13 protein-coding genes are annotated in these 19526 nt (G+C 62.1%); 11 read left to right on the plus strand and 2 right to left on the minus strand.

What is annotated here, in order from left to right:
* The first annotated feature begins 101 nt into the window (after positions 1 to 101).
* From PBDP_RS02055 to PBDP_RS02075, 5 genes are all read left to right on the plus strand, one after another.
* Positions 102 to 2552: a glycogen/starch/alpha-glucan phosphorylase gene (locus tag PBDP_RS02055; protein WP_109751995.1), complete on the plus strand. Its 2451-nt coding sequence runs from the start codon at positions 102 to 104 to the stop codon at positions 2550 to 2552.
* 284 nt (positions 2553 to 2836) lie between these two features.
* A complete protein-coding gene (locus PBDP_RS02060; protein WP_212801752.1) occupies positions 2837 to 6460 on the plus strand; it encodes a DUF2339 domain-containing protein in 3624 nt (1207 codons plus the stop codon).
* Positions 6457 to 7833 (plus strand): DUF3999 domain-containing protein, encoded by a 1377-nt coding sequence (locus tag PBDP_RS02065; protein ID WP_212801753.1) that lies wholly within the window; start codon positions 6457 to 6459, stop codon positions 7831 to 7833. The genes PBDP_RS02060 and PBDP_RS02065 overlap by 4 nt, the downstream gene beginning before the upstream one ends.
* A 251-nt stretch (positions 7834 to 8084) precedes the next feature.
* The gene (locus PBDP_RS02070) at positions 8085 to 9095 is read left to right on the plus strand and encodes a class 1 fructose-bisphosphatase (protein WP_116833968.1); all 1011 of its coding nucleotides are present in this window, start codon (positions 8085 to 8087) and stop codon (positions 9093 to 9095) included.
* Positions 9096 to 9098: 3 nt separating this feature from the next.
* Positions 9099 to 9695: a DUF924 family protein gene (locus PBDP_RS02075; RefSeq protein WP_212801754.1), complete on the plus strand. Its 597-nt coding sequence runs from the start codon at positions 9099 to 9101 to the stop codon at positions 9693 to 9695.
* 123 nt (positions 9696 to 9818) lie between these two features.
* On the opposite strand, the gene PBDP_RS02080 is transcribed toward PBDP_RS02075, so the two are convergent.
* Complete coding sequence (locus PBDP_RS02080) at positions 9819 to 11711, minus strand: methyl-accepting chemotaxis protein (RefSeq protein WP_204334266.1); 1893 nt, start codon at positions 11709 to 11711, stop codon at positions 9819 to 9821.
* Between the two features lie 284 nt (positions 11712 to 11995).
* Here PBDP_RS02080 and PBDP_RS02085 point away from each other — a divergent pair, with 284 nt between their 5' ends.
* Positions 11996 to 12250, plus strand: a complete 255-nt coding sequence (locus PBDP_RS02085) for a lipoprotein (RefSeq protein ID WP_018608002.1) — start codon at positions 11996 to 11998, stop codon at positions 12248 to 12250.
* A 31-nt stretch (positions 12251 to 12281) separates the two neighbouring features.
* Positions 12282 to 12851 (plus strand): lipocalin family protein, encoded by a 570-nt coding sequence (locus PBDP_RS02090; protein ID WP_109752001.1) that lies wholly within the window; start codon positions 12282 to 12284, stop codon positions 12849 to 12851.
* A gap of 120 nt (positions 12852 to 12971) precedes the next feature.
* Here the strand turns inward: PBDP_RS02090 and PBDP_RS02095 are convergent, their stop codons facing one another.
* Positions 12972 to 14336 (minus strand): formimidoylglutamate deiminase, encoded by a 1365-nt coding sequence (locus PBDP_RS02095; RefSeq protein ID WP_212801755.1) that lies wholly within the window; start codon positions 14334 to 14336, stop codon positions 12972 to 12974.
* Between the two features lie 143 nt (positions 14337 to 14479).
* Between PBDP_RS02095 and hutC the strand changes: the two genes are divergently transcribed.
* The 4 genes from hutC to PBDP_RS02115 all read left to right on the plus strand — a co-directional run bounded on the left by hutC (position 14480) and on the right by PBDP_RS02115 (position 19524).
* Positions 14480 to 15190: a histidine utilization transcriptional repressor HutC gene (hutC, locus tag PBDP_RS02100; protein ID WP_170845945.1), complete on the plus strand. Its 711-nt coding sequence runs from the start codon at positions 14480 to 14482 to the stop codon at positions 15188 to 15190.
* Positions 15187 to 15756 (plus strand): HutD/Ves family protein, encoded by a 570-nt coding sequence (locus PBDP_RS02105; protein WP_109752003.1) that lies wholly within the window; start codon positions 15187 to 15189, stop codon positions 15754 to 15756. Before hutC ends, PBDP_RS02105 begins: the two co-directional genes overlap by 4 nt.
* Before the next feature lie 459 nt (positions 15757 to 16215).
* The gene (hutU, locus tag PBDP_RS02110) at positions 16216 to 17904 is read left to right on the plus strand and encodes a urocanate hydratase (protein WP_039592729.1); all 1689 of its coding nucleotides are present in this window, start codon (positions 16216 to 16218) and stop codon (positions 17902 to 17904) included.
* 153 nt (positions 17905 to 18057) lie between these two features.
* Positions 18058 to 19524, plus strand: a complete 1467-nt coding sequence (locus PBDP_RS02115) for a purine-cytosine permease family protein (protein WP_109752005.1) — start codon at positions 18058 to 18060, stop codon at positions 19522 to 19524.
* Positions 19525 to 19526: the final 2 nt, after the last annotated feature.

Genomic DNA, 19526 nt, shown 5'->3' on the forward strand with positions numbered 1-19526 from the left:
GACGATTCTCCGTCACAGGGAAAAACCACCGAACCAGAGCCTGTGCCGTCTGTCAGACCGACTAGGCTCAGACAATTCCATGCTCGTTCGAGGTCTCATCAATGACTCAAGAACCACTTGTTCGCGAAGCTGAAGTCGCTGCATTTCGCGACGCCGTTTTGACCAAGCTCACTTATGCCGTCGGCAAGGACCCGGATCATGCGTTTGATCACGACTGGTTCGAAGCCATTGCCCTTGCCGCCCGCGACCATATGGTCGAACACTGGATGGACCACACGCGGCAGATCTATCGCAAGGGCCAGAAGCGTGTCTATTACCTCTCCCTGGAATTCCTCATCGGTCGCTTGCTCTACGACAGCCTGAGCAACCTCGGCCTGCTGGACACTGCGCGTGAGGCCCTGACTGAGCTGGGCGTGGACCTGGAGCGCATTCGCCTGCTCGAACCGGATGCGGCGCTGGGCAACGGCGGCCTCGGCCGTCTGGCGGCGTGTTTCATGGAAAGCATGTCGACCCTGGGCATCGCCGGCCACGGCTACGGCATTCGCTATGAGCACGGCTTGTTCCGCCAGGCGATCGTCGATGGCTGGCAGCAGGAGCAGACCGAGCATTGGCTGGATTTCGGTAACCCGTGGGAGTTCGAGCGGCCAGAGGTGGTCTACCCGATCGGCTTTGGCGGCAGTGTCGAGACCGTCACCGACGATGCCGGCAAGACCCGGCAAGTCTGGTCCCCGGCGGAAACCGTGCGGGCCATTGCCTATGACACGCCAGTGGTGGGCTGGCGCGGTGCCAGCGTCAATACCTTGCGCCTGTGGCGCGCCCGGGCGGTGGAAGACCTGCACCTGGAGCGCTTCAACGCCGGCGACCACCTGGGCGCGGTAGCGGAGGTGGCCCGGGCGGAAAGTATTTCCCGTGTGCTGTACCCGGCTGACAGCACCGAGGCCGGCCAGGAACTGCGCCTGCGCCAGGAGTACTTCTTCGTTGCCGCCTCGCTGCAGGACTTGCTGCGCCGCCATCGCAACATGCACACCTCGGTGCTGACCCTGGGCGATCACGCGGCGATCCAGCTCAACGACACCCACCCGTCGATCGCCGTGGCCGAACTGATGCGGCAACTGGTGGACGTCTACGACGTGGCCTGGGACGCTGCCTGGCAGATCACCCAGGACACGCTGTCCTACACCAACCACACGCTGCTGCCCGAAGCCCTGGAAACCTGGCCGGTAGGGCTGATGGAGCGCATGCTGCCCCGGCACATGCAAATCATTTACCTGATCAATGCCCAGCACATCGATTCGCTGCGGGCCAAGGGCGTGCACGATTTCGATGTGCTGCGCTCGGTGTCGCTGATCGAAGAAGACAACGGTCGCCGGGTGCGCATGGGCAACCTGGCGTTCCTCGGTTCCCACAGCGTCAACGGCGTGTCCGGCCTGCATACCCAACTGATGCGCAGCACGGTGTTCTCCGAGCTGCACAAGCTCTATCCGGATCGGATCAACAACAAGACCAACGGCATCACCTTCCGCCGCTGGTTGTTCCAGGCCAACGCCGAACTGACCTCGATGATGGTCGATGCCCTCGGCCCGAGCGTGCTGGACAACCCCGAGCAGCGTCTGATCGAACTGGAGCCGTTTGCCGATAAACCGGCGTTTCGTAAACAGTTCGCCGAGCAGCGTCTGCATAGCAAGAAAGCCCTGGCTTACCTGATCCACGAGCGGTTGGGGATTGCCGTGAACCCGGCGGCGATGTTCGACGTGCAGGTCAAGCGGATCCACGAGTACAAACGCCAGTTGCTCAACCTGATGCACACCGTGGCGCTGTACCAGGCGATCCGCGCCGAACCGGAAGTGGACTGGGTGCCGCGAGTGAAAATCTTCGCCGGCAAGGCCGCCGCCAGTTACCACCAGGCCAAGCTGATCATCAAGCTGACCAACGACATCGCCCGAGTGGTCAACAATGACCCAACCGTGCGTGGCTTGCTCAAAGTGGTGTTCCTGCCCAACTACAACGTCAGCCTGGCCGAGAGCATCATTCCTGCGGCGGATTTGTCGGAGCAGATCTCCACCGCCGGTTTCGAAGCGTCGGGCACCAGCAACATGAAGTTCGGTCTCAACGGTGCGTTGACTATCGGCACCATGGACGGCGCCAACGTGGAAATGCATGAGCGCGTCGGGGGTGAGCACATGTTCATCTTCGGCTTGACGGCTGAGCAGGTGGAAGCCCGCAAGCGCAATGGTGAATTCAGCGCCGAGCCGGACATCGCCGCCTCCCATCGGCTCAATGATGTGTTGCAGGCGATTCGCGGCGGGGTGTTCTCGCCGGATGATCCGATGCGCTACGCCGGGCTGGTGGACTCATTGATCAATTACGACCGTTTCCTGGTCTGCGCCGATTTCGACGCCTACTGGGACGCCCAGGCCAAGGTCGAAGAACGTTGGCATGATTCCAAGCAATGGTGGCGTTCGGCGGTGCTCAACACTGCGCGCATGGGCTGGTTCTCCTCGGATCGGACCATCCGTGAGTACGCCACCGACATCTGGAAAGCCCTGGAATAGCATTTGCTGTAAGAAATGTGAGCGAAGCCCAACGGCGGTTGGGCTTCGTCGATATACTAAGCGCCAGTTTCGCCGGGCTGCGGTGTTGTCGCTCAGTCAAAAGTGTCCAATGTGGGAGCGAGCCTGCTCGCGATAGCGGTCTGTCAACCAACATCAATGTTGGATGTGAAGACCGCTATCGCGAGCAGGCTCGCTCCCACAGGGTTTGGGGCTTTCCACTAGACTGATCCAGGCACCGCATCACCCCGGTTACGCCCGCAACGGGCCGCTTAGGGATATCGACCATGCAATGGATCTTGACGCTGTTGGGCCTGGCACTCGGCTGGGTGGTGGACGAGTCGTTCGCCGATGCGCTGATAGGCGCGCTGGTGGGGCTTGGCATTGCCCAATCGTTTCGACTGGGCCGCCTGGGTCTCCAGGCGACCAAGCAACAGGTCTTGTTGCAAGAGGCCCAGCAGAGCTTGCTCACGCTGCAAGCCCGTCTGGCGGTTCTCGAACGCGGCAAGGTGGCCGAATCGAGTGATCCGGCCCCAGCACCCGAGGTTGTCGTACCCCAGACCGCGAAACCCGAGACGCGCACCGAGCCAGAGCTCATCTGGGAATTGCCGCCAGACCTCGAGCCCGTTCCCTCGATGGCCACCCAGGCCAGCCAGCCGTTGCCCGATGACGTTTGGAAGCCCGCGCCAGAGACCTCCAGTCGGCGTGCCCAGCGCGACTTTGCCCCTCTGCCTCTGGAACCGATGGTTGCGCAACCGACGGCGCCGCGTGGTCCTAACTTGTTCGACCGCGCCATTATCGGCGCGCGCAACTGGCTGTTCGGCGGCAACACGGTGCTGCGGGTCGGCGTGGTGCTGCTGTTCCTCGGCCTGGCGTTCCTGTTGCGCTACGCCACCGAAGGCATGGTGGTGCCGATCGAACTGCGTTACGCCGGCGTCGCGGCCAGCGCGTTGGGCCTGCTGGGCCTGGGCTGGTGGTTGCGTCAACGCAACAGTAGTTATGCGTTGATGCTCCAGGGCACCGGGATCGCCGTGCTGTACCTGACGGTGTTCGCCGCCATGCGCCTGCATCCGTTGCTCGATTCCAAGGCGGCCTTGGGGTTGCTGGTGGCAGTCACCGTGTTCTCGGCGATCCTGGCAATTACCCAGAACGCCCTGGGCCTGGCTGCGGCTGCGGCGCTGGGCGGGTTTGCCGCACCGATCCTGACGTCTACCGGCAGCGGTAACCACGTTGCCCTGTTCAGCTATTTCATCCTGCTTAATGCCGGCATCCTCGCGATAGCCTGGTTCAAGGCCTGGCGCCTGCTGAACCTGATCGGCTTCGTCGGCACCTTCGGCATTGGATTCGCCTGGGGCCTGCGTTCTTACACGCCGGAACTGCTCTGGAGCACCGAGCCGTTCCTGATTCTGTTCTTCCTCATTTACCTGGCGATCGGCTTGCTGTTCACCCGTCGCAAACTGTTGGAAATGAGCGATGCCCCAGAGGACGGCAGCCGCGACGCATTGCTGCGCTGGTCGGCGCGCAAGGGTGATTACGTCGACGGCACGATGTTGTTCGCACCGCCGCTGGTGGGTTTCGGTTTGCAGTTCGCCTTGGTGCAGCATCTGGAATTCGCCGCCGCGTTCAGCGCTCTGGCCCTGGGCATGATCTACATGGGCCTGGCCCGCGTGCTGATGGGCGGGCGCGCCTTGCTGCTGGCCGAAACCTGCCTGGCCCTGGGAGTGATTTTTGCCAGCCTGGCGATTCCCTTGGGGCTTGACGCGCGTTGGACCTCGGCGGCCTGGGCCGTGGAGGGCGCGGGGATCTTCTGGCTGGGCCTGCGCCAGCAACGACCCTTGGCCCGAGCGTTTGCCTTGTTGCTGCAATTGGGCTCGGCACTGGCGTTTGTCAGCGAGTTGCGCAACGGCGACGGCAGCCTGCTCGATGGTTCACCGCTGGGGGCATTGATGCTCGGCGGCGCCTTGCTGTTCACGTTCTACCAACTGCTCAAGGCTGCGCCTGAACACTGTGCAGCCTGGGAGCGCCGGGGCCTGCCAGTGCTGGCGGTGCTGGGGCTGAGTTTCCTCTATCTGCTGGCACCGCTGTTCTTCCTCACTCACGGCACCGCCATCGCTTGGGCCCTGGCCGGATTGGCGACGCTGTTTGTCGGCCTGCGCCTGCAATCGCGCAGCTTCCTGTTCACTGCATTTGCGGTGCAATTGCTCGGTGGCGCGTTGTTCCTGGTGCGCTTGCAAGGCGCCGAAGGTGATTCGGCGGCGGTGTTCAGCGCGGGCTGGAGCGGTTTGCTCAGCGCCTCGCTGATCGGCCTGGCGTTGATTGGCGGCATGTTGCTGGCGGCACGCGACGATATGGTGCGCAACGATGTCCGGTTGCTGCGCGGCCTCTCAGTGGTGTTGCTGGCAGGACTGGTGCTGATCAATCTAGCGGTGCTGTTCGTGCTGCCATGGCAAACGGCGAGTGGCGTGTGGGCGGCCAGCGGCCTGTTGATCATCTGGCTGAGCCTGTACCTGAAACAACGCGTGAGCTTTGTCTTCGGCCTGCTGCTGCAACTGCTGGGCGGTGCGGCGTTTCTGACGGCAGGGCCGACGCTGTTGGGGCCGCTCAGCGCCGAGGATCTGCGGCCCTTGGCCCACAGCGGCTTCTGGACGCCGCTGGTGTTGGGGCTGGCAGCGCTGGTGGGGGCGTGGCGACTGCAACGGGCCCACGCGGCGCAGGAGTTGCAAGCCTTGGGCTTGCAGCGTATGTCCGAGTTGCTGCTGATCTGGGGTGCCGGTTGGTGGGCGCTGGCGTGGGTCAGCGAAGTGCTGCGCTTCGCCCCGGCGAACCTGCAAGGTAGCTTGTTGCTGCTGGTCGCGGCGATCAGTGTGGCGGTGTGGACCGTCTTGGCGCTGCGTTTGAAATGGCCGGCGCTGGGGCTGCTGTGCACCTTGTTGATTCCGGCGGCGGGTTGCGTGCTGGTGGCGACGGGGCACGGCTACTATCACCCTGCCGCGGATTTCGGCTGGTTGGCCTGGCTGGCGGTATTTGCCGTGCACTTTTTCTCTCTCAAGCGCCTGGCGGCGATGCTGCCGGCCCGGGCGCGCAGCACGGCCCATGTGCTCGGTTGCTGGTTGCTGATGGCGGTGTTGATGCTGGAGTTGCGTTACGGCCTGCTGTTGCTGTCCGAGCAGTACAACGCTTGGCGCTGGCTGGGTTGGGCGATCCTGCCGAGCCTGTACCTGGTGTTGATGGCCGCGCCGCGTGCCTGGCCATGGCCGATCTCGGCCCAGTCGCGCGAATACCGGGTCTATGCGGCGGCGCCCATGGCGCTGTTGATGCTCGGTTGGTTCTGGCTGACCAACACCTTCAGCGATGGAACCGCAGAGCCACTGCCTTACGTGCCGTTGCTCAATCCCTTGGAGCTGGGCCTGCTGTTCGCCTTGTTCGGTGTCTATGTGTGGGCCCGCAACGCCGTGGCGCAATCGACGAATCGTTGGAACCGCGTCGGACACATCGCCCAGTTGATCGCTGGTGTGTCGCTGTTCGCGTTCTTCACTGCCTTGGTGATGCGCAGTGCCCACCAGTGGATGGGCGTGCCGTTCGAGCTCGATGCGCTGCTTGAATCCATGTTCGTGCAAGCCGGGCTGTCCATCGTCTGGACCTTGATCGCCCTGGGCCTGATGATCGGTGGGCACCTGCGTCACCGTCGAGAGGTGTGGCTGATCGGCGCGGCGTTGATCGCCGTGGTCGTGGCCAAGTTGTTCTTTGTCGAGTTGAGTAACCGTGGCGGTCTGGCGCGGATCGTGTCGTTTATCGGCGTGGGCGTGTTGTTGCTGGTGGTGGGCTATTTCGCGCCGCTGCCGCCCAAGCGCCCGGAAACGGCCTCGCCGGCCGAGCCGCCGATGCCTGTCAGTGAGGGAGTGTCGTCTTGAGTCGCAAGTTGAGTCGCATCGGACTGGGTGTGGTTGGGTTGTGGGTGGCATTGTCGGCTACGGCCCAGGAGCAACCGGCGGATTTCGCCCATCAGGTGCCCTTGGCCTTGAGCGGCGAAGGGCCGTGGTATCGCCTGCCGTTGCCACTGGACGTTCAGTTGCAAGCGCGGCAGACCGACCTGAGCGACCTGCGGGTCTTCAATGCGGCCGGCCAGGCCCAGGCCTACGCGTTGCTGCGCGAGTCGGCCCAGAGCCGGGAAAACCGTACCCTCACCGACGTGAAATGGTTCCCGCTGTACAACGCCGCCGATGACAACGAGCGTGCGCCCAGTGTGCGGGTGCAATCGAACGCCAACGGCACCCTGGTGGAAGTCCAACCCTCCAGCCGCCTCGAAGCGGGGGAGGAGGAACTGCGTGGTTGGCTGTTGGATGCCAGCGCGATCAAGGCGCCATTGCAGCAACTGATCCTCGACTGGACCAGTGAGCGGGACGGTTTCCAGCGGTTCACCATCGAAGCCAGTGACGACTTGCAGCATTGGCAGTCGTGGGGCGAAGGCCAGGTGGCGCGCCTGACCTTTGCCGATGAGCGGGTCGAACAACATGAAGTGAGCTTGCCGGGGCAGCCGGCGCGTTACCTGCGGTTGCTGTGGGATTCGCCATCCTCCGCGCCGGTGCTGACCTCGGCCCAACTGCAAAGCGCCAGCCGCGAAAGTTTGCCGTTGCCACTGGTCTGGTCGCAGCCGTTGGCCGGCAGCACCGCGAAGGCCGGTGAGTACACCTGGCAGTTGCCCATGGGGCTGAACATCGAGCAGGTGCAGGTCGAGCTGAGCCAGGCCAACAGCCTGGCGCCGGTGACCCTGGCCGGGCGTCGAGAAAGCAGCCATCCGTGGCAATCGCTGGGCAGTGGCTTGCTCTATCGCCTGACCCAGAATGGCCAGGATGTGCTGCAAAACCAATTGCAACTGTCTGGTCAGACCGTGCAGCAATTGAAACTGACCGTGGACGAGCGCGGCGGCGGCCTGGGAACCGAAGCTCCGGCCCTGCGCTTTGCCGTACGCCCGACCCAGGTGGTGTTTCTGGCGCGCGGCGAAGGGCCCTACAGCCTGGCGCTGGGCAGCGCGACGGTGAAAGCCGCCAGCTTGCCATTGACCACCCTGGTGCCCGACTACAAGCCATCGCGCCTGGCGACGCTGGGTACGGCGACGGTGAACGGGGTGGCCACGTCGATCCCGGCTGCGGCCACGGCAACCTCGCCTGCGACGGTCGAGACCAACTGGAAGAAAATCGGCTTGTGGGCAGTGCTGTTGATCAGCGTGCTGTTCTTGGCGGCGATGGCGTTCAGCCTGCTGCGCAAGCCGCCGGTCAAAAACTGAGGTGCTGCGCACCCATCGCGAGCAGGCTCGCTCCCACACTGGATTCATGTCGTATACAAAATTGTGTCCGCAGAAGATCAAATGTGGGAGCGAGCCTGCTCGCGATAGCGTCCTCTCAATCAACAGAAATACCCAAGCGAGGCGCCAGCCCGTGAACTCAATCCTCCATATCCCGTCTCATAGGAGGAATTAAGTCCCGACTCGCGCTAAACTGCGCTGGTTTTTCCGCCCCCTATTCTTCGGAGCCGTCCATGTCCCGCGTTACCTTGAGTCGCTATTTGATTGAGCAGACCCGCAGCAACAACACCCCTGCCGATCTGCGCTTTTTGATCGAAGTGGTGGCGCGTGCGTGCAAGGAGATCAGCCATGCCGTCTCCAAAGGCGCGCTGGGTGGTGTCCTGGGCAGCATGGGCACTGAAAACGTACAGGGCGAAGTGCAGAAGAAGCTCGACGTGCTGTCCAACGAAATCCTGCTCGAAGCCAACGAATGGGGCGGTCACCTGGCCGGCATGGCGTCCGAGGAAATGGACAATGCCTACCAGATCCCGGGCAAATACCCCAAGGGTGCCTACCTGCTGGTGTTCGACCCACTGGACGGTTCGTCGAACATCGACATCAACGCCCCGGTCGGCACCATCTTCTCGGTACTGCGTTGCCCGAACGAATACCTGAGCCAGAACGAAGCCCTGAATGAAAAGGCCTTCCTGCAACCAGGCACCCAGCAGGTCGCCGCCGGTTATGCCATCTACGGCCCGCAGACCATGCTGGTGCTGACCCTGGGCGACGGCGTCAAGGGCTTCACCCTGGACCGCGAGATGGGCAGCTTCGTCCTGACCCACGAAGACATCACCATTCCTGAAACCACCCAGGAATTCGCCATCAACATGTCCAACCAGCGTCACTGGGAAGCTCCGGTAAAACGCTACGTTGAAGAGTTGCTGGCAGGCGAGGAAGGCCCGCTGAAGAAGAACTACAACATGCGTTGGGTTGCCGCGATGGTTGCCGATGTGCACCGGATCCTGACCCGTGGCGGTCTGTTCATGTACCCGCGCGACAGCCGTGAGCCGTCCAAGCCGGGCAAGCTGCGCCTGATGTACGAAGCCAACCCGATGTCGTTCCTGGTGGAGCAGGCGGGTGGCGCTTCTACCAACGGTCACCAGCGTATCCTCGACATCCAGCCTGAAGGCCTGCACGAGCGTGTGGCGGTGTTCCTCGGTTCGAAGGAAGAAGTCGCCCGCGTCACGGCCTACCACAAGGAATAAGGCATGGCCGAGCCCTGGCAGTCGTTGCTCGATTGGTGGTTTGGCTCAGCCGACACGCTAGACGAAATATCGGCTGACAAGGGCAAGCTGTGGTTTGGCAAAGGTCATGATCGCCAGGCGCGTGAGCGCTTCGGCGATCTGGTCGAGCAGGCACTGGCCGGTGGATTGACCGACTGGGCGCAACGCCCGGAAGGTTGGCTGGCCCTGGTGCTGCTACTCGATCAGCTCCCGCGAATGATCTTTCGCGACACTCCCAAGGCTTTTTCCGGTGACCTGCGTGCCCAAGCGCTGGTGGCCCAGGGCCTGGCGGCGGGTTTTGACCGGCAACTCAAGCCGATCCAGCGCGTGTTCATCTACCTGGTACTGGAACACTGCGAAAACCTCGCAGTGCAGAACGAAGCCGTGTCACGGTTTATCGATCTGGTGCGGGAGCAGCCTGAGGCGCAGCGGGCGGTGTTTGAAGACAACCTGGATTATGCCGAACGGCATCAGAAGATCATTGCCCGGTTTGGACGCTTTCCTCATCGCAATGCGGTGTTGGGGCGCGAGTCTACGGCTGAGGAAGTCGAGTTCTTGAACAGGCCTGGGTCCAGGTTCTGATTTTTGCTGTGGGGCTGATGCCGCTTTCGCGAGCAAGCCCGCTCCCACAGTCGATCGTGTTTCCCTGAAGGAACTCGGTCAACTGTGGGAGCGGGCTTGCTCGCGAAAGGGCGCTTGAAAGGGCTAGATCCGGAAACTTCCCACCAACTGCTTCAACCGCGCCGCCTGCTGTTCAAGGTCGGCACAGGCGCGCAAGGTAGCCTGCAGGTTTTCCACGCCTTCCTGGTTCAAGGTGTTGATCTCGGTGATGTCGACATTGATCGACTCCACCACGGCGGTCTGTTCTTCGGTGGCGGTGGCCACGGACTGGTTCATGCCGTCGATTTCACCGATGCGCTGGGTCACGCTGCCCAGGCGTTCGCCGGCCTGGTTGGCGATGCCGACGCTGCTTTCGCTCTGGCGCTGGCTGTCGGTCATGGTCAGCACCGCTTCCCGGGCGCCGACTTGCAGTTCCTCGATCATCTTCTGCACTTGCTGCGCCGAGTCCTGGGTCCGGTGGGCCAGGTTGCGCACTTCATCGGCGACCACCGCGAAGCCGCGTCCGGCTTCACCAGCCCGGGCGGCTTCGATGGCGGCGTTCAGGGCGAGCAGGTTGGTCTGCTGGGAAATGCTGGTGATCACCTCCAGGATCTGGCCGATGTTCACCGTGTTGCTGTTCAGGGTTTCGATGTTGCCGCACGAATCGCTGATCTTGGCTGACAACTGCTGCATGGCGGCGATGGTTTTATCCACCACTTGCTGGCCGTCTTCGGCCAGGCTGCGGGCATCGCTGGAGTGCTGCGAGGCGAGGGCGGCGTTCTGGGCGATCTCCTGGGCGGCGGCACCGAGTTGGTTGATGGCCGCGGCGACGCTGCTGGTGCGCGAAGCCTGCTGGTCGGAGTTGAACATCGACGAGTTGGACGCACTGACCACACGCAGGGCGACTTCGTTGACTTGGCCGGTGGCCGAGGCCACTTCGCGGATCGAGGTATGGATACGCTCGACAAAGCGGTTGAACGAAGTCCCCAGGGCGCCGAATTCATCGTGGCCGTGGATGATCAGGCGTCGGGTCAGGTCGCCTTCGCCCTCGGCGATGTCATGCATCGCGCGGCCCATGGTCAGCAGCGGTTGCATCAGCACGCGGATCAACATGCCAAGCAGGGCGATGATGAACACCACGGCAATGACCATGGCGATCAGTGCCGAAGTACGGAACTCGCTGAGCATCGCCAGCGCGGTGTCCTTGTCGAGCACCAGCGCCACGTACCAGTCGGCGCCCGGCACACCGTTGACGTGGGTGAAGGAGATGAACTGGGTCTTGCCGTCGAGGTCGACTTCTTTCACGCCGGGGCTGATTTGCGGCGCGCCGTTGGGGTAGGCCTCGGCCAGGGTCTTGAGCACGCGCTTGCTGTCGGGGTGGATCAGGATCTTGCCGTCGGCGCTGACGATGAACGCGTGGCCGTGGCCGCCGAAGTTCAGCGAGTTGATGATGGCGCTGATGCTGGACAGGTCGATGTCCGCACCGGCCACGCCGATCATCTGGTTCTGGTGCTGCACCGGAGTGGCGACGGTGATCACCAGCTTGCCCGACGAAGCGGCGATATAGGGTTCGGTGACGATGGTTTGTTGTGCGCTGTTGGCGGCCTTGTACCAGCCACGGGCGCGGGGGTCGTAATCGGCGGCACGATTGCCGGCCGGTACCGAGAACATCACACCGTCGGTGCCGCCAAAATAGCTGAGCTGGAAGTTGCTGGTGTAGGCCGGCAAGCCCACGGCGCGCTTGAGGCTGTCGGCGCCGCTGCCATCCACGGCGATCTGCTGGGCCAGCGATTGCAGCAACTGGATGCGACCTTCGACCCACGTCTGGATGTTACGGCTGGTCAGGCTGCCGAGTTCCTGCATGGAAGTCTCGGTGCTGGCGTGCAGGCTCTGGCGTTGACGATAGTCGTTGAACAGGATGAAACAGGCGAAAGCAATGGCCACCACAAGGGCGGCAGCCAACAGGATTTTATGGCTGAATTTCATGTTTCTGGTCATTAATAACACTACCGCGGGGGGATGAGTCAGGACGGACTGTCAATTTGCCATAACGCAGGATTTTGCGCCGTTACTTTTTATCGGCGCAAAAGCCCGGCCCATCAGGCGTCAAGGGCCCAATCCCGACGAAAGGTACGACGCTGTCACAAATCGATTGATTCACCGATGAAACACCTCTGTACAGCCAATAAATACTGGGGGCGTCAGGGAACCAGATAGGGGTTTTCTCTTCTAAGGATCAGGTTGGCACCCTGCCACCTCCCTTCCGCTTCAGGAGTTACACCATGTCGCTGCGATCTATCGCCCTGCTGTTTATGTGCGTCGTGTTGACCGCATGCAGCAAGGTCAACCAGGAAAACTACTCGAAACTGTCGGCTGGCATGCCCAAGTCCGAAGTCGAAACGTTGCTGGGGAAACCGACCGATTGTTCAGGCGCGCTCGGCATGTCCAGCTGCACCTGGGGCGACCAGAAAAGCTTTATCAGCGTGCAGTACGCCGGTGACAAAGTGTTGATGTTTTCCGGCCAAGGCCTGAAGTAAACCGGGGCCATGGGCCCACGGGAGAAAAATAATGATGCGGTTAGTTTTTGTGCTTTTGGCTGGCCTGGTTTTGGCTGGCTGTGCCACTTCTGGCGAAGATCCGTTGGCACCCAAGACGGTCAACAGCGTCAATCTCAAGCGTTACCAAGGGACCTGGTATGAGTTGGCCCGCCTGCCCATGTATTTCCAGCGCAATTGCGCGCAATCGGAAGCTCACTACACCCTCAAGCCAGACGGCAACATGGGTGTGCTCAATCGCTGCCTGACCTCGGACTGGCAGTGGGAAGAAGCCAGGGGCACTGCCACGCCCCAGGTGCCGGGCAAGACCGACAAGCTCTGGGTCGAATTCGACAACTGGTTTTCGCGGATCGTGCCGGGCGTGGCGAAAGGGCAATACTGGGTGTTGTACGTCAGCGATGACTATAAGACCGCTATCGTTGGCGACCCGAGCCGTCGCTACATGTGGCTGCTGTCCCGTACGCCGACCGTCAATAGCGTCGTGCGCGAGGAACTGCTGAGCATCGCGCGCCAGCAGGGCTACGACACGACACGGTTGATCTGGCGAGCGTCGGATCGGCAGATGGCCAAGACTTCGGATTGATCGACGCCTGGGACCACAATGTGGGAGCGGGCTTGCTCGCGAATACGGTGTATCAGACACATAGATGTCGGCTGTCACACCGCATTCGCGAGCAAGCCCGCTCCCACATTTTTATCCGCGTTAGCCCAGCAGTTCGCGCAGCACCTGGGTAAACGCCCGGGCGCTTTCCTCTTCGCCGGCATGACGCCCATCGCGCACGACCCATTGGCCGCCGACCATCACATCGCGCACCTGACGATCCCCGCCGGCAAACAGCCAGCGATTGAGGATCCCGTCGCCCTGGGTCGTGGCCAGGTACGGGTCGTTGCCATCGAGCACCAGCCAGTCGGCGCGCTTGCCGATTGCCAGGGCGCCCACCGGTTGCCCCAGGGCCTGGGCACCGCCTTCCAGCGCCGCGTCAAACAGCGTGCGGCCGACCATCGGCTGATCCGCGCGATACAAACGGTTACGCCGTTGGTCCCGCAGGCGCTGGCCGTATTCCAGCCAGCGCAGTTCTTCCACCACGCTCAACGACACATGACTGTCGGAACCGATACCCAGGCGCCCACCCTGGGCGAGGAAATCCACGGCGGGGAAAATCCCGTCCCCCAGGTTGGCTTCGGTGGTCAGGCACAGGCCGGCAATCGCCCGACTCTTGGCCATGAGGCTGACTTCCTCGGCGTTGGCATGGGTGGCGTGGACCAGGCACCAGCGTTGGTCGACTTCGGTGTTTTCGTACAGCCATTGCAGCGGGCGGGCGCCGCTCCAGCTCAGGCAGTCGTCGACTTCCTTCTGCTGCTCGGCGATGTGGATATGCACCGGGCACTCACGGTCGCTGGCGGCCAGCACATCCTGGATCTGCCCGGGTGTCACGGCGCGCAACGAGTGGAAGCACAAACCCAGGGTCTGGGACGGTTGTCCGGCCAGGACCGGCTGCAAGCGTGACTGAAGCTTCAGGTAGTTTTCGCTGCTGTTGATGAACCGACGCTGCCCATCATTGGGCGCCTGGCCGCCAAAACCGGAATGACTGTAGAGCACCGGCAGCAGCGTCAGGCCTATGCCGGCGGCGCTGGCGGCGTGGCTGACGCGCAAGGCCAGCTCCGCCGGGTCGGCGTAGGGCGTGCCGTCGGTGTCGTGGTGCACATAGTGGAATTCGGCGACCGAGGTGTAGCCGGCCTTGAGCATTTCGATGTACAGCTGGCGGGCGATGATGCCGAGTTGATCGGGGCTGATTTTTCCGACGAGGCGATACATCAAGTCGCGCCAGGTCCAGAAACTGTCGTTGGGATTGCCGGCCACTTCCGCCAGCCCGGCCATGGCCCGTTGGAAGGCGTGGGAGTGCAGGTTCGGCATGCCCGGCAACAGCGGACCACCCAGCCGTTCGGCACCGTCTGCATGGGAGCCGGCCCGGATATGGGTCAGCACGCCCTCGGCGTCGACCTCAAGACGTACATCATTGGCCCATCCATTAGGCAGCAGCGCGCGTTCGGCAAAGAAGGCGGACATGGTTCAACCTCATTGTGCATAATTTGTATATACATATACAGACGTTTGCCTGGCCGGTAAACTCCGGCAAGCTAGCAACCTTATCCGCAGAACAGGGAACCGCCGTGCCGACTCCGCCTGCCAAACCGCCGCTGGCCGCAAACATGGGTGACAGTCCGGCGCCCTTGTACGCCCGCGTCAAACAGATGATCACCCAGCAGATCGACAGTGGAAACTGGCCGCCGCACTACCGTGTGCCGTCGGAAAGCGAACTGGTCAGCCAGTTGGGTTTCAGCCGCATGACCATCAACCGTGCCCTGCGGGAAATGACCGCTGATGGCCTGTTGGTGCGCATGCAGGGCGTCGGCACGTTCGTGGCCGAGCCCAAGAGCCAGTCCGCGCTGTTCGAAGTGCATAACATCGCCGACGAAATCGCCTCCCGTGGTCATCGCCACACCTGCAAGGTCATCACCCTCGAAGAAGAGGCGGCCGGTTCCGAGCGTGCGCTGGCCCTGGACATGCGTGAAGGCCAGAAGGTCTTCCATTCGCTGATCGTGCATTTCGAGAACGACATTCCCGTGCAAATCGAGGACCGTTTCGTCAACGCATTGGTGGCGCCGGACTACCTCAAGCAGGATTTCACCGTACAAACGCCCTACGCCTATCTGAACCAGGTCGCACCGCTGACCGAGGGCGAGCATGTGGTCGAGGCGATCCTGGCCGAGCCGAGCGAATGCAAGCTGCTGCAGATCGAAAGGGGCGAGCCGTGCCTGTTGATCCGCCGTCGTACCTGGTCCGGACGCCAGCCGGTGACCGCCGCACGCCTGATCCATCCAGGCTCGCGTCATAGTCTGGAAGGACGGTTTCATAAATGAGTGACTTGAAGGTTTTACGCGCTGCGGATTATCCACGCATGCCATGGAAAAACGGCGGCGGCAGCACCGAGGAAATCACTCGCGATGCCGGAACCGGCCTGGAGGGTTTTGGCTGGCGTCTGTCGATTGCCGATATCGCTGAGTCGGGCGGTTTTTCTACATTCACCGGTTACGAGCGGATCATCAGCGTCTTGCAGGGTGACGGCATGACACTGAACGTCGATGGCCAGGTTACGCGGCCATTGCATCCGCTGGACCCCTTTGCGTTCAGCGGCGAAAGTCATGTCTTTTGCACGTTGCTGGGTGGACCGATCCGTGACTTCAACCTGATCTATGCACCGCAGCGTTACCGCGCGCGGTTGCAGTGGATGGGGGGCCAACAGCGGTTTTTCAGCGAGGCAGGGACGGTGCTGGTATTCAGCGCGGCCCCGGGATTGGCGATCAAGATTGGCGAGTCCGCCATCAACCTGGGCCTCTACGACTGCCTGCAATTGAGCGGTAACACCGGGCTGCTGGACATCTCCAGTCACGGCCAGTGCTGCGTGATCGAGTTGACGGCCCACTAATTTCAGCTTCTTGAGTACCCTGTGGGAGCAAGGCTTGCCCGCGATGCAGGCGATGCGGTCTGCCAGAAAATCGAGTCGCCTGCGTCGCGGGCAAGCCTTGCTCCCACAGATAAATCCCCTCGCCACAAGGTACCAGCCTGCTGTTTCTGTACGCACCAACTTGTTACCGAATGCCCCAGCGTGGCGCAATACCACGCTTTTGTGCCTCGCCGATTTTCCCCTCGAAAACCCTCTTAAAAAATTTCATGCAGCTCAGCAGCCCTTAAGTCACAAGGCTTTCAGCCAATTCCCCGACCGTTCCTGAACACCGCCTCCAACAAGTTGGCCGCTTGATTGCATATGCTTGTACATACAAGTAAAGACGTATGCGTATGAGTCACCGATATTCAACGCAACGTTCGTAGAAATCGCTGCCCACTGCCCGGGCTGGTCTGGATTGATCGCTGAGGAGTTTTTGCTGTGACCGACGCTACCCGCAAACCCGAAAAATACCGTGACGTTGAAATCCGCGCGCCTCGCGGTAACACGCTGACCGCCAAGAGCTGGCTGACTGAAGCGCCGCTGCGTATGTTGATGAACAACCTCGACCCGGAAGTGGCCGAGAACCCCAAGGAACTGGTGGTCTACGGTGGCATCGGCCGCGCGGCGCGCAACTGGGAGTGCTACGACAAGATCGTCGAAAGCCTGACCAACCTGAACGACGACGAAACCCTGCTGGTGCAATCCGGCAAGCCGGTGGGCGTGTTCAAGACCCACAGCAATGCGCCTCGCGTCCTGATCGCCAACTCCAACCTGGTGCCGCACTGGGCCAGTTGGGAACACTTCAACGAACTCGACGCCAAGGGCCTGGCCATGTACGGCCAGATGACTGCCGGCAGCTGGATCTACATCGGCAGCCAGGGCATCGTCCAGGGCACCTACGAAACCTTCGTCGAGGCCGGTCGCCAGCACTACGACTCCAACCTCAAGGGCCGTTGGGTTCTCACCGCCGGCCTGGGCGGCATGGGCGGCGCACAACCATTGGCCGCGACCCTGGCCGGTGCGTGCTCGCTGAACATCGAATGCCAGCAGGTCAGCATCGATTTCCGCCTCAAGACCCGTTACGTCGACGAGCAGGCCAAAGACCTCGACGACGCCCTGGCCCGTATCGAGAAATACACCGCCGAAGGCAAGGCGATTTCCATCGCGCTGTGTGGGAACGCCGCTGAAATCCTGCCGGAAATGGTCCGTCGTGGCGTGCGCCCGGACATGGTCACCGACCAGACCAGCGCCCACGACCCACTCAACGGCTACCTGCCTGCCGGCTGGACCTGGGACGAATACCGCGCCCGCGCCAAGACCGAACCCGCCGCCGTGGTGAAGGCCGCCAAGCAATCGATGGCCGTCCACGTCAAAGCCATGCTGGCCTTCCAGAAAATGGGCGTGCCGACCTTCGACTACGGCAACAACATCCGCCAGATGGCCCAGGAAGAGGGCGTTGAAAATGCCTTCGACTTCCCAGGCTTCGTCCCGGCGTATATCCGTCCGCTGTTCTGCCGGGGCATTGGTCCGTTCCGCTGGGCCGCGCTGTCGGGTGACCCGCAGGACATCTACAAGACCGACGCCAAGGTCAAGGAACTGATCCCCGACGACGCTCATTTGCACAACTGGCTGGACATGGCCCGCGAGCGCATCAGCTTCCAGGGCTTGCCGGCACGTATCTGCTGGGTTGGCCTGGGCCAGCGCGCCAAGTTGGGCTTGGCCTTCAACGAAATGGTGCGCAGCGGCGAATTGTCGGCCCCTATCGTGATTGGTCGCGACCACCTGGACTCCGGTTCCGTGGCCAGCCCCAACCGTGAAACCGAATCCATGCAGGACGGTTCCGACGCGGTCTCCGACTGGCCGCTGCTCAACGCCTTGCTCAACACCGCCAGCGGCGCGACCTGGGTTTCGCTGCACCACGGTGGCGGCGTCGGCATGGGCTTCTCCCAGCATTCGGGCATGGTGATCGTCTGCGACGGTACCGACGAAGCGGCCGAGCGCATTGCTCGTGTGCTGCATAACGACCCGGGTACCGGGGTGATGCGCCATGCCGATGCCGGTTACCAGATCGCTATCGACTGCGCGAAAGAACAGGGGCTGAACCTGCCGATGATCACCGGCAAATAATGCAAATTCCCCTGTAGGAGCGAGCCTGCTCGCGATGACGTCAGCACATTCAATTCAGGTGTCGGCTGATAGATCGCAATCGCGAGCAGGCTCGCTCCCACATGGAAATTGCAGCGCCAATGAATTCCAGAACAATCCACCAGAGGTTGAACCATGGCTGTCAGTAGCACACGCGCAAGCAGCAAGCCGTTGATCGAGAAACGTTCGATCGACTACATCCCGGAAGCGGAGCGGCACGGTCGGTTGTTGAGCCAGTTCACTCTCTGGATGGGGGCTAACCTGCAAATCACTGCCATTGTCACCGGCGCATTGGCGGTGGTGCTGGGCGGTGACGTGTTCTGGTCGTTGATCGGTTTGCTGATCGGCCAACTGCTCGGCGGTGGCGTGATGGCGTTGCATGCCGCACAAGGACCCAAGCTTGGCCTGCCGCAGATGATCTCCAGCCGGGTGCAGTTCGGTGTCTACGGCGCGGCCATCCCGATCGTGCTGGTGTGCCTGATGTACCTGGGTTTCACCGCAACCGGAACCGTGCTTTCCGGCCAGGCGCTGGGCCAGTTGTTCGGCGTCAGCGACAGTGTCGGCATCCTCATTTTCGCCAGTGTCATCGTGCTGGTCACGGTGCTCGGTTATCGGGTGATTCACTTCATTGGCCGTGTCGCCAGCATCCTTGGCGTGATTGCCTTTGTTTACCTGTTCGCTCGCCTGATGAGCCAGACAGACGTTGGCGCACTCCTGCAAATCCGCCATTTCAGCTGGAGCAGCTTCCTGCTGGCGGTGTCGCTTGCGGCATCCTGGCAGATCGCCTTCGGCCCCTACGTGGCGGACTATTCGCGTTACCTGCCGAGCAAGACGTCCTCGGTGAAAACCTTTTTTGCCGCAGGCGCCGGTTCAGTCATCGGCGCACAGGTGGCGATGATCCTCGGCGTATTTGCCGCCGCCTCGGCCAACGGGCAGTTCGCAGGTCACGAAGTGGCCTACATCGTTGGCCTGGGCGGGACCGGCGCCACCGCTGCGCTGCTGTACTTCAGCATCGCGTTCGGCAAGGTCACCATCTCCACGCTGAACTCCTACGGCAGCTTCATGTGCATTGCCACCATCATCAGCGGTTTTCGTGGCCACCTGCACGTCACACGCTTGCAACGCCTGGTCTTCGTGCTGGTCATCGTCGGCGCCGCGACCCTGATCGCGCTGCTCGGCCAGCACTCGTTCCTCGGTGCGTTCAAGTCCTTCATCCTGTTCTTGCTGGCGTTCTTTACGCCGTGGAGCGCGATCAACCTGGTGGACTACTACTGCATCACTCGCGAGCGCTATGACGTGCCGGCACTGGCTGACCCGAACGGTCGCTACGGTCGCTGGAACGCCCTCGGTATCAGCATCTATGCGGTAGGTGTACTGATTCAATTGCCGTTCATTGCCACCAAGTTCTATACCGGTCCGCTGGTGGGAGCGATGGGGGGTGTGGATATTTCCTGGATCATCGGTCTGGTGGTCCCGGCGGTGCTGTATTACCTCGCCGCCAAGAAGTGGCACAGCGCTGTACCCGATCAATTGATCCTGCCGGTCGAGCAGGACACGGTTGACGCACAACCGAGCAGGGCGGGCCGCGTTCAAGCGGTCTGATG

It is taken from the genome of Pseudomonas sp. St290 (assembly GCF_018325805.1).
Lineage (GTDB): Bacteria > Pseudomonadota > Gammaproteobacteria > Pseudomonadales > Pseudomonadaceae > Aquipseudomonas > Aquipseudomonas bijieensis.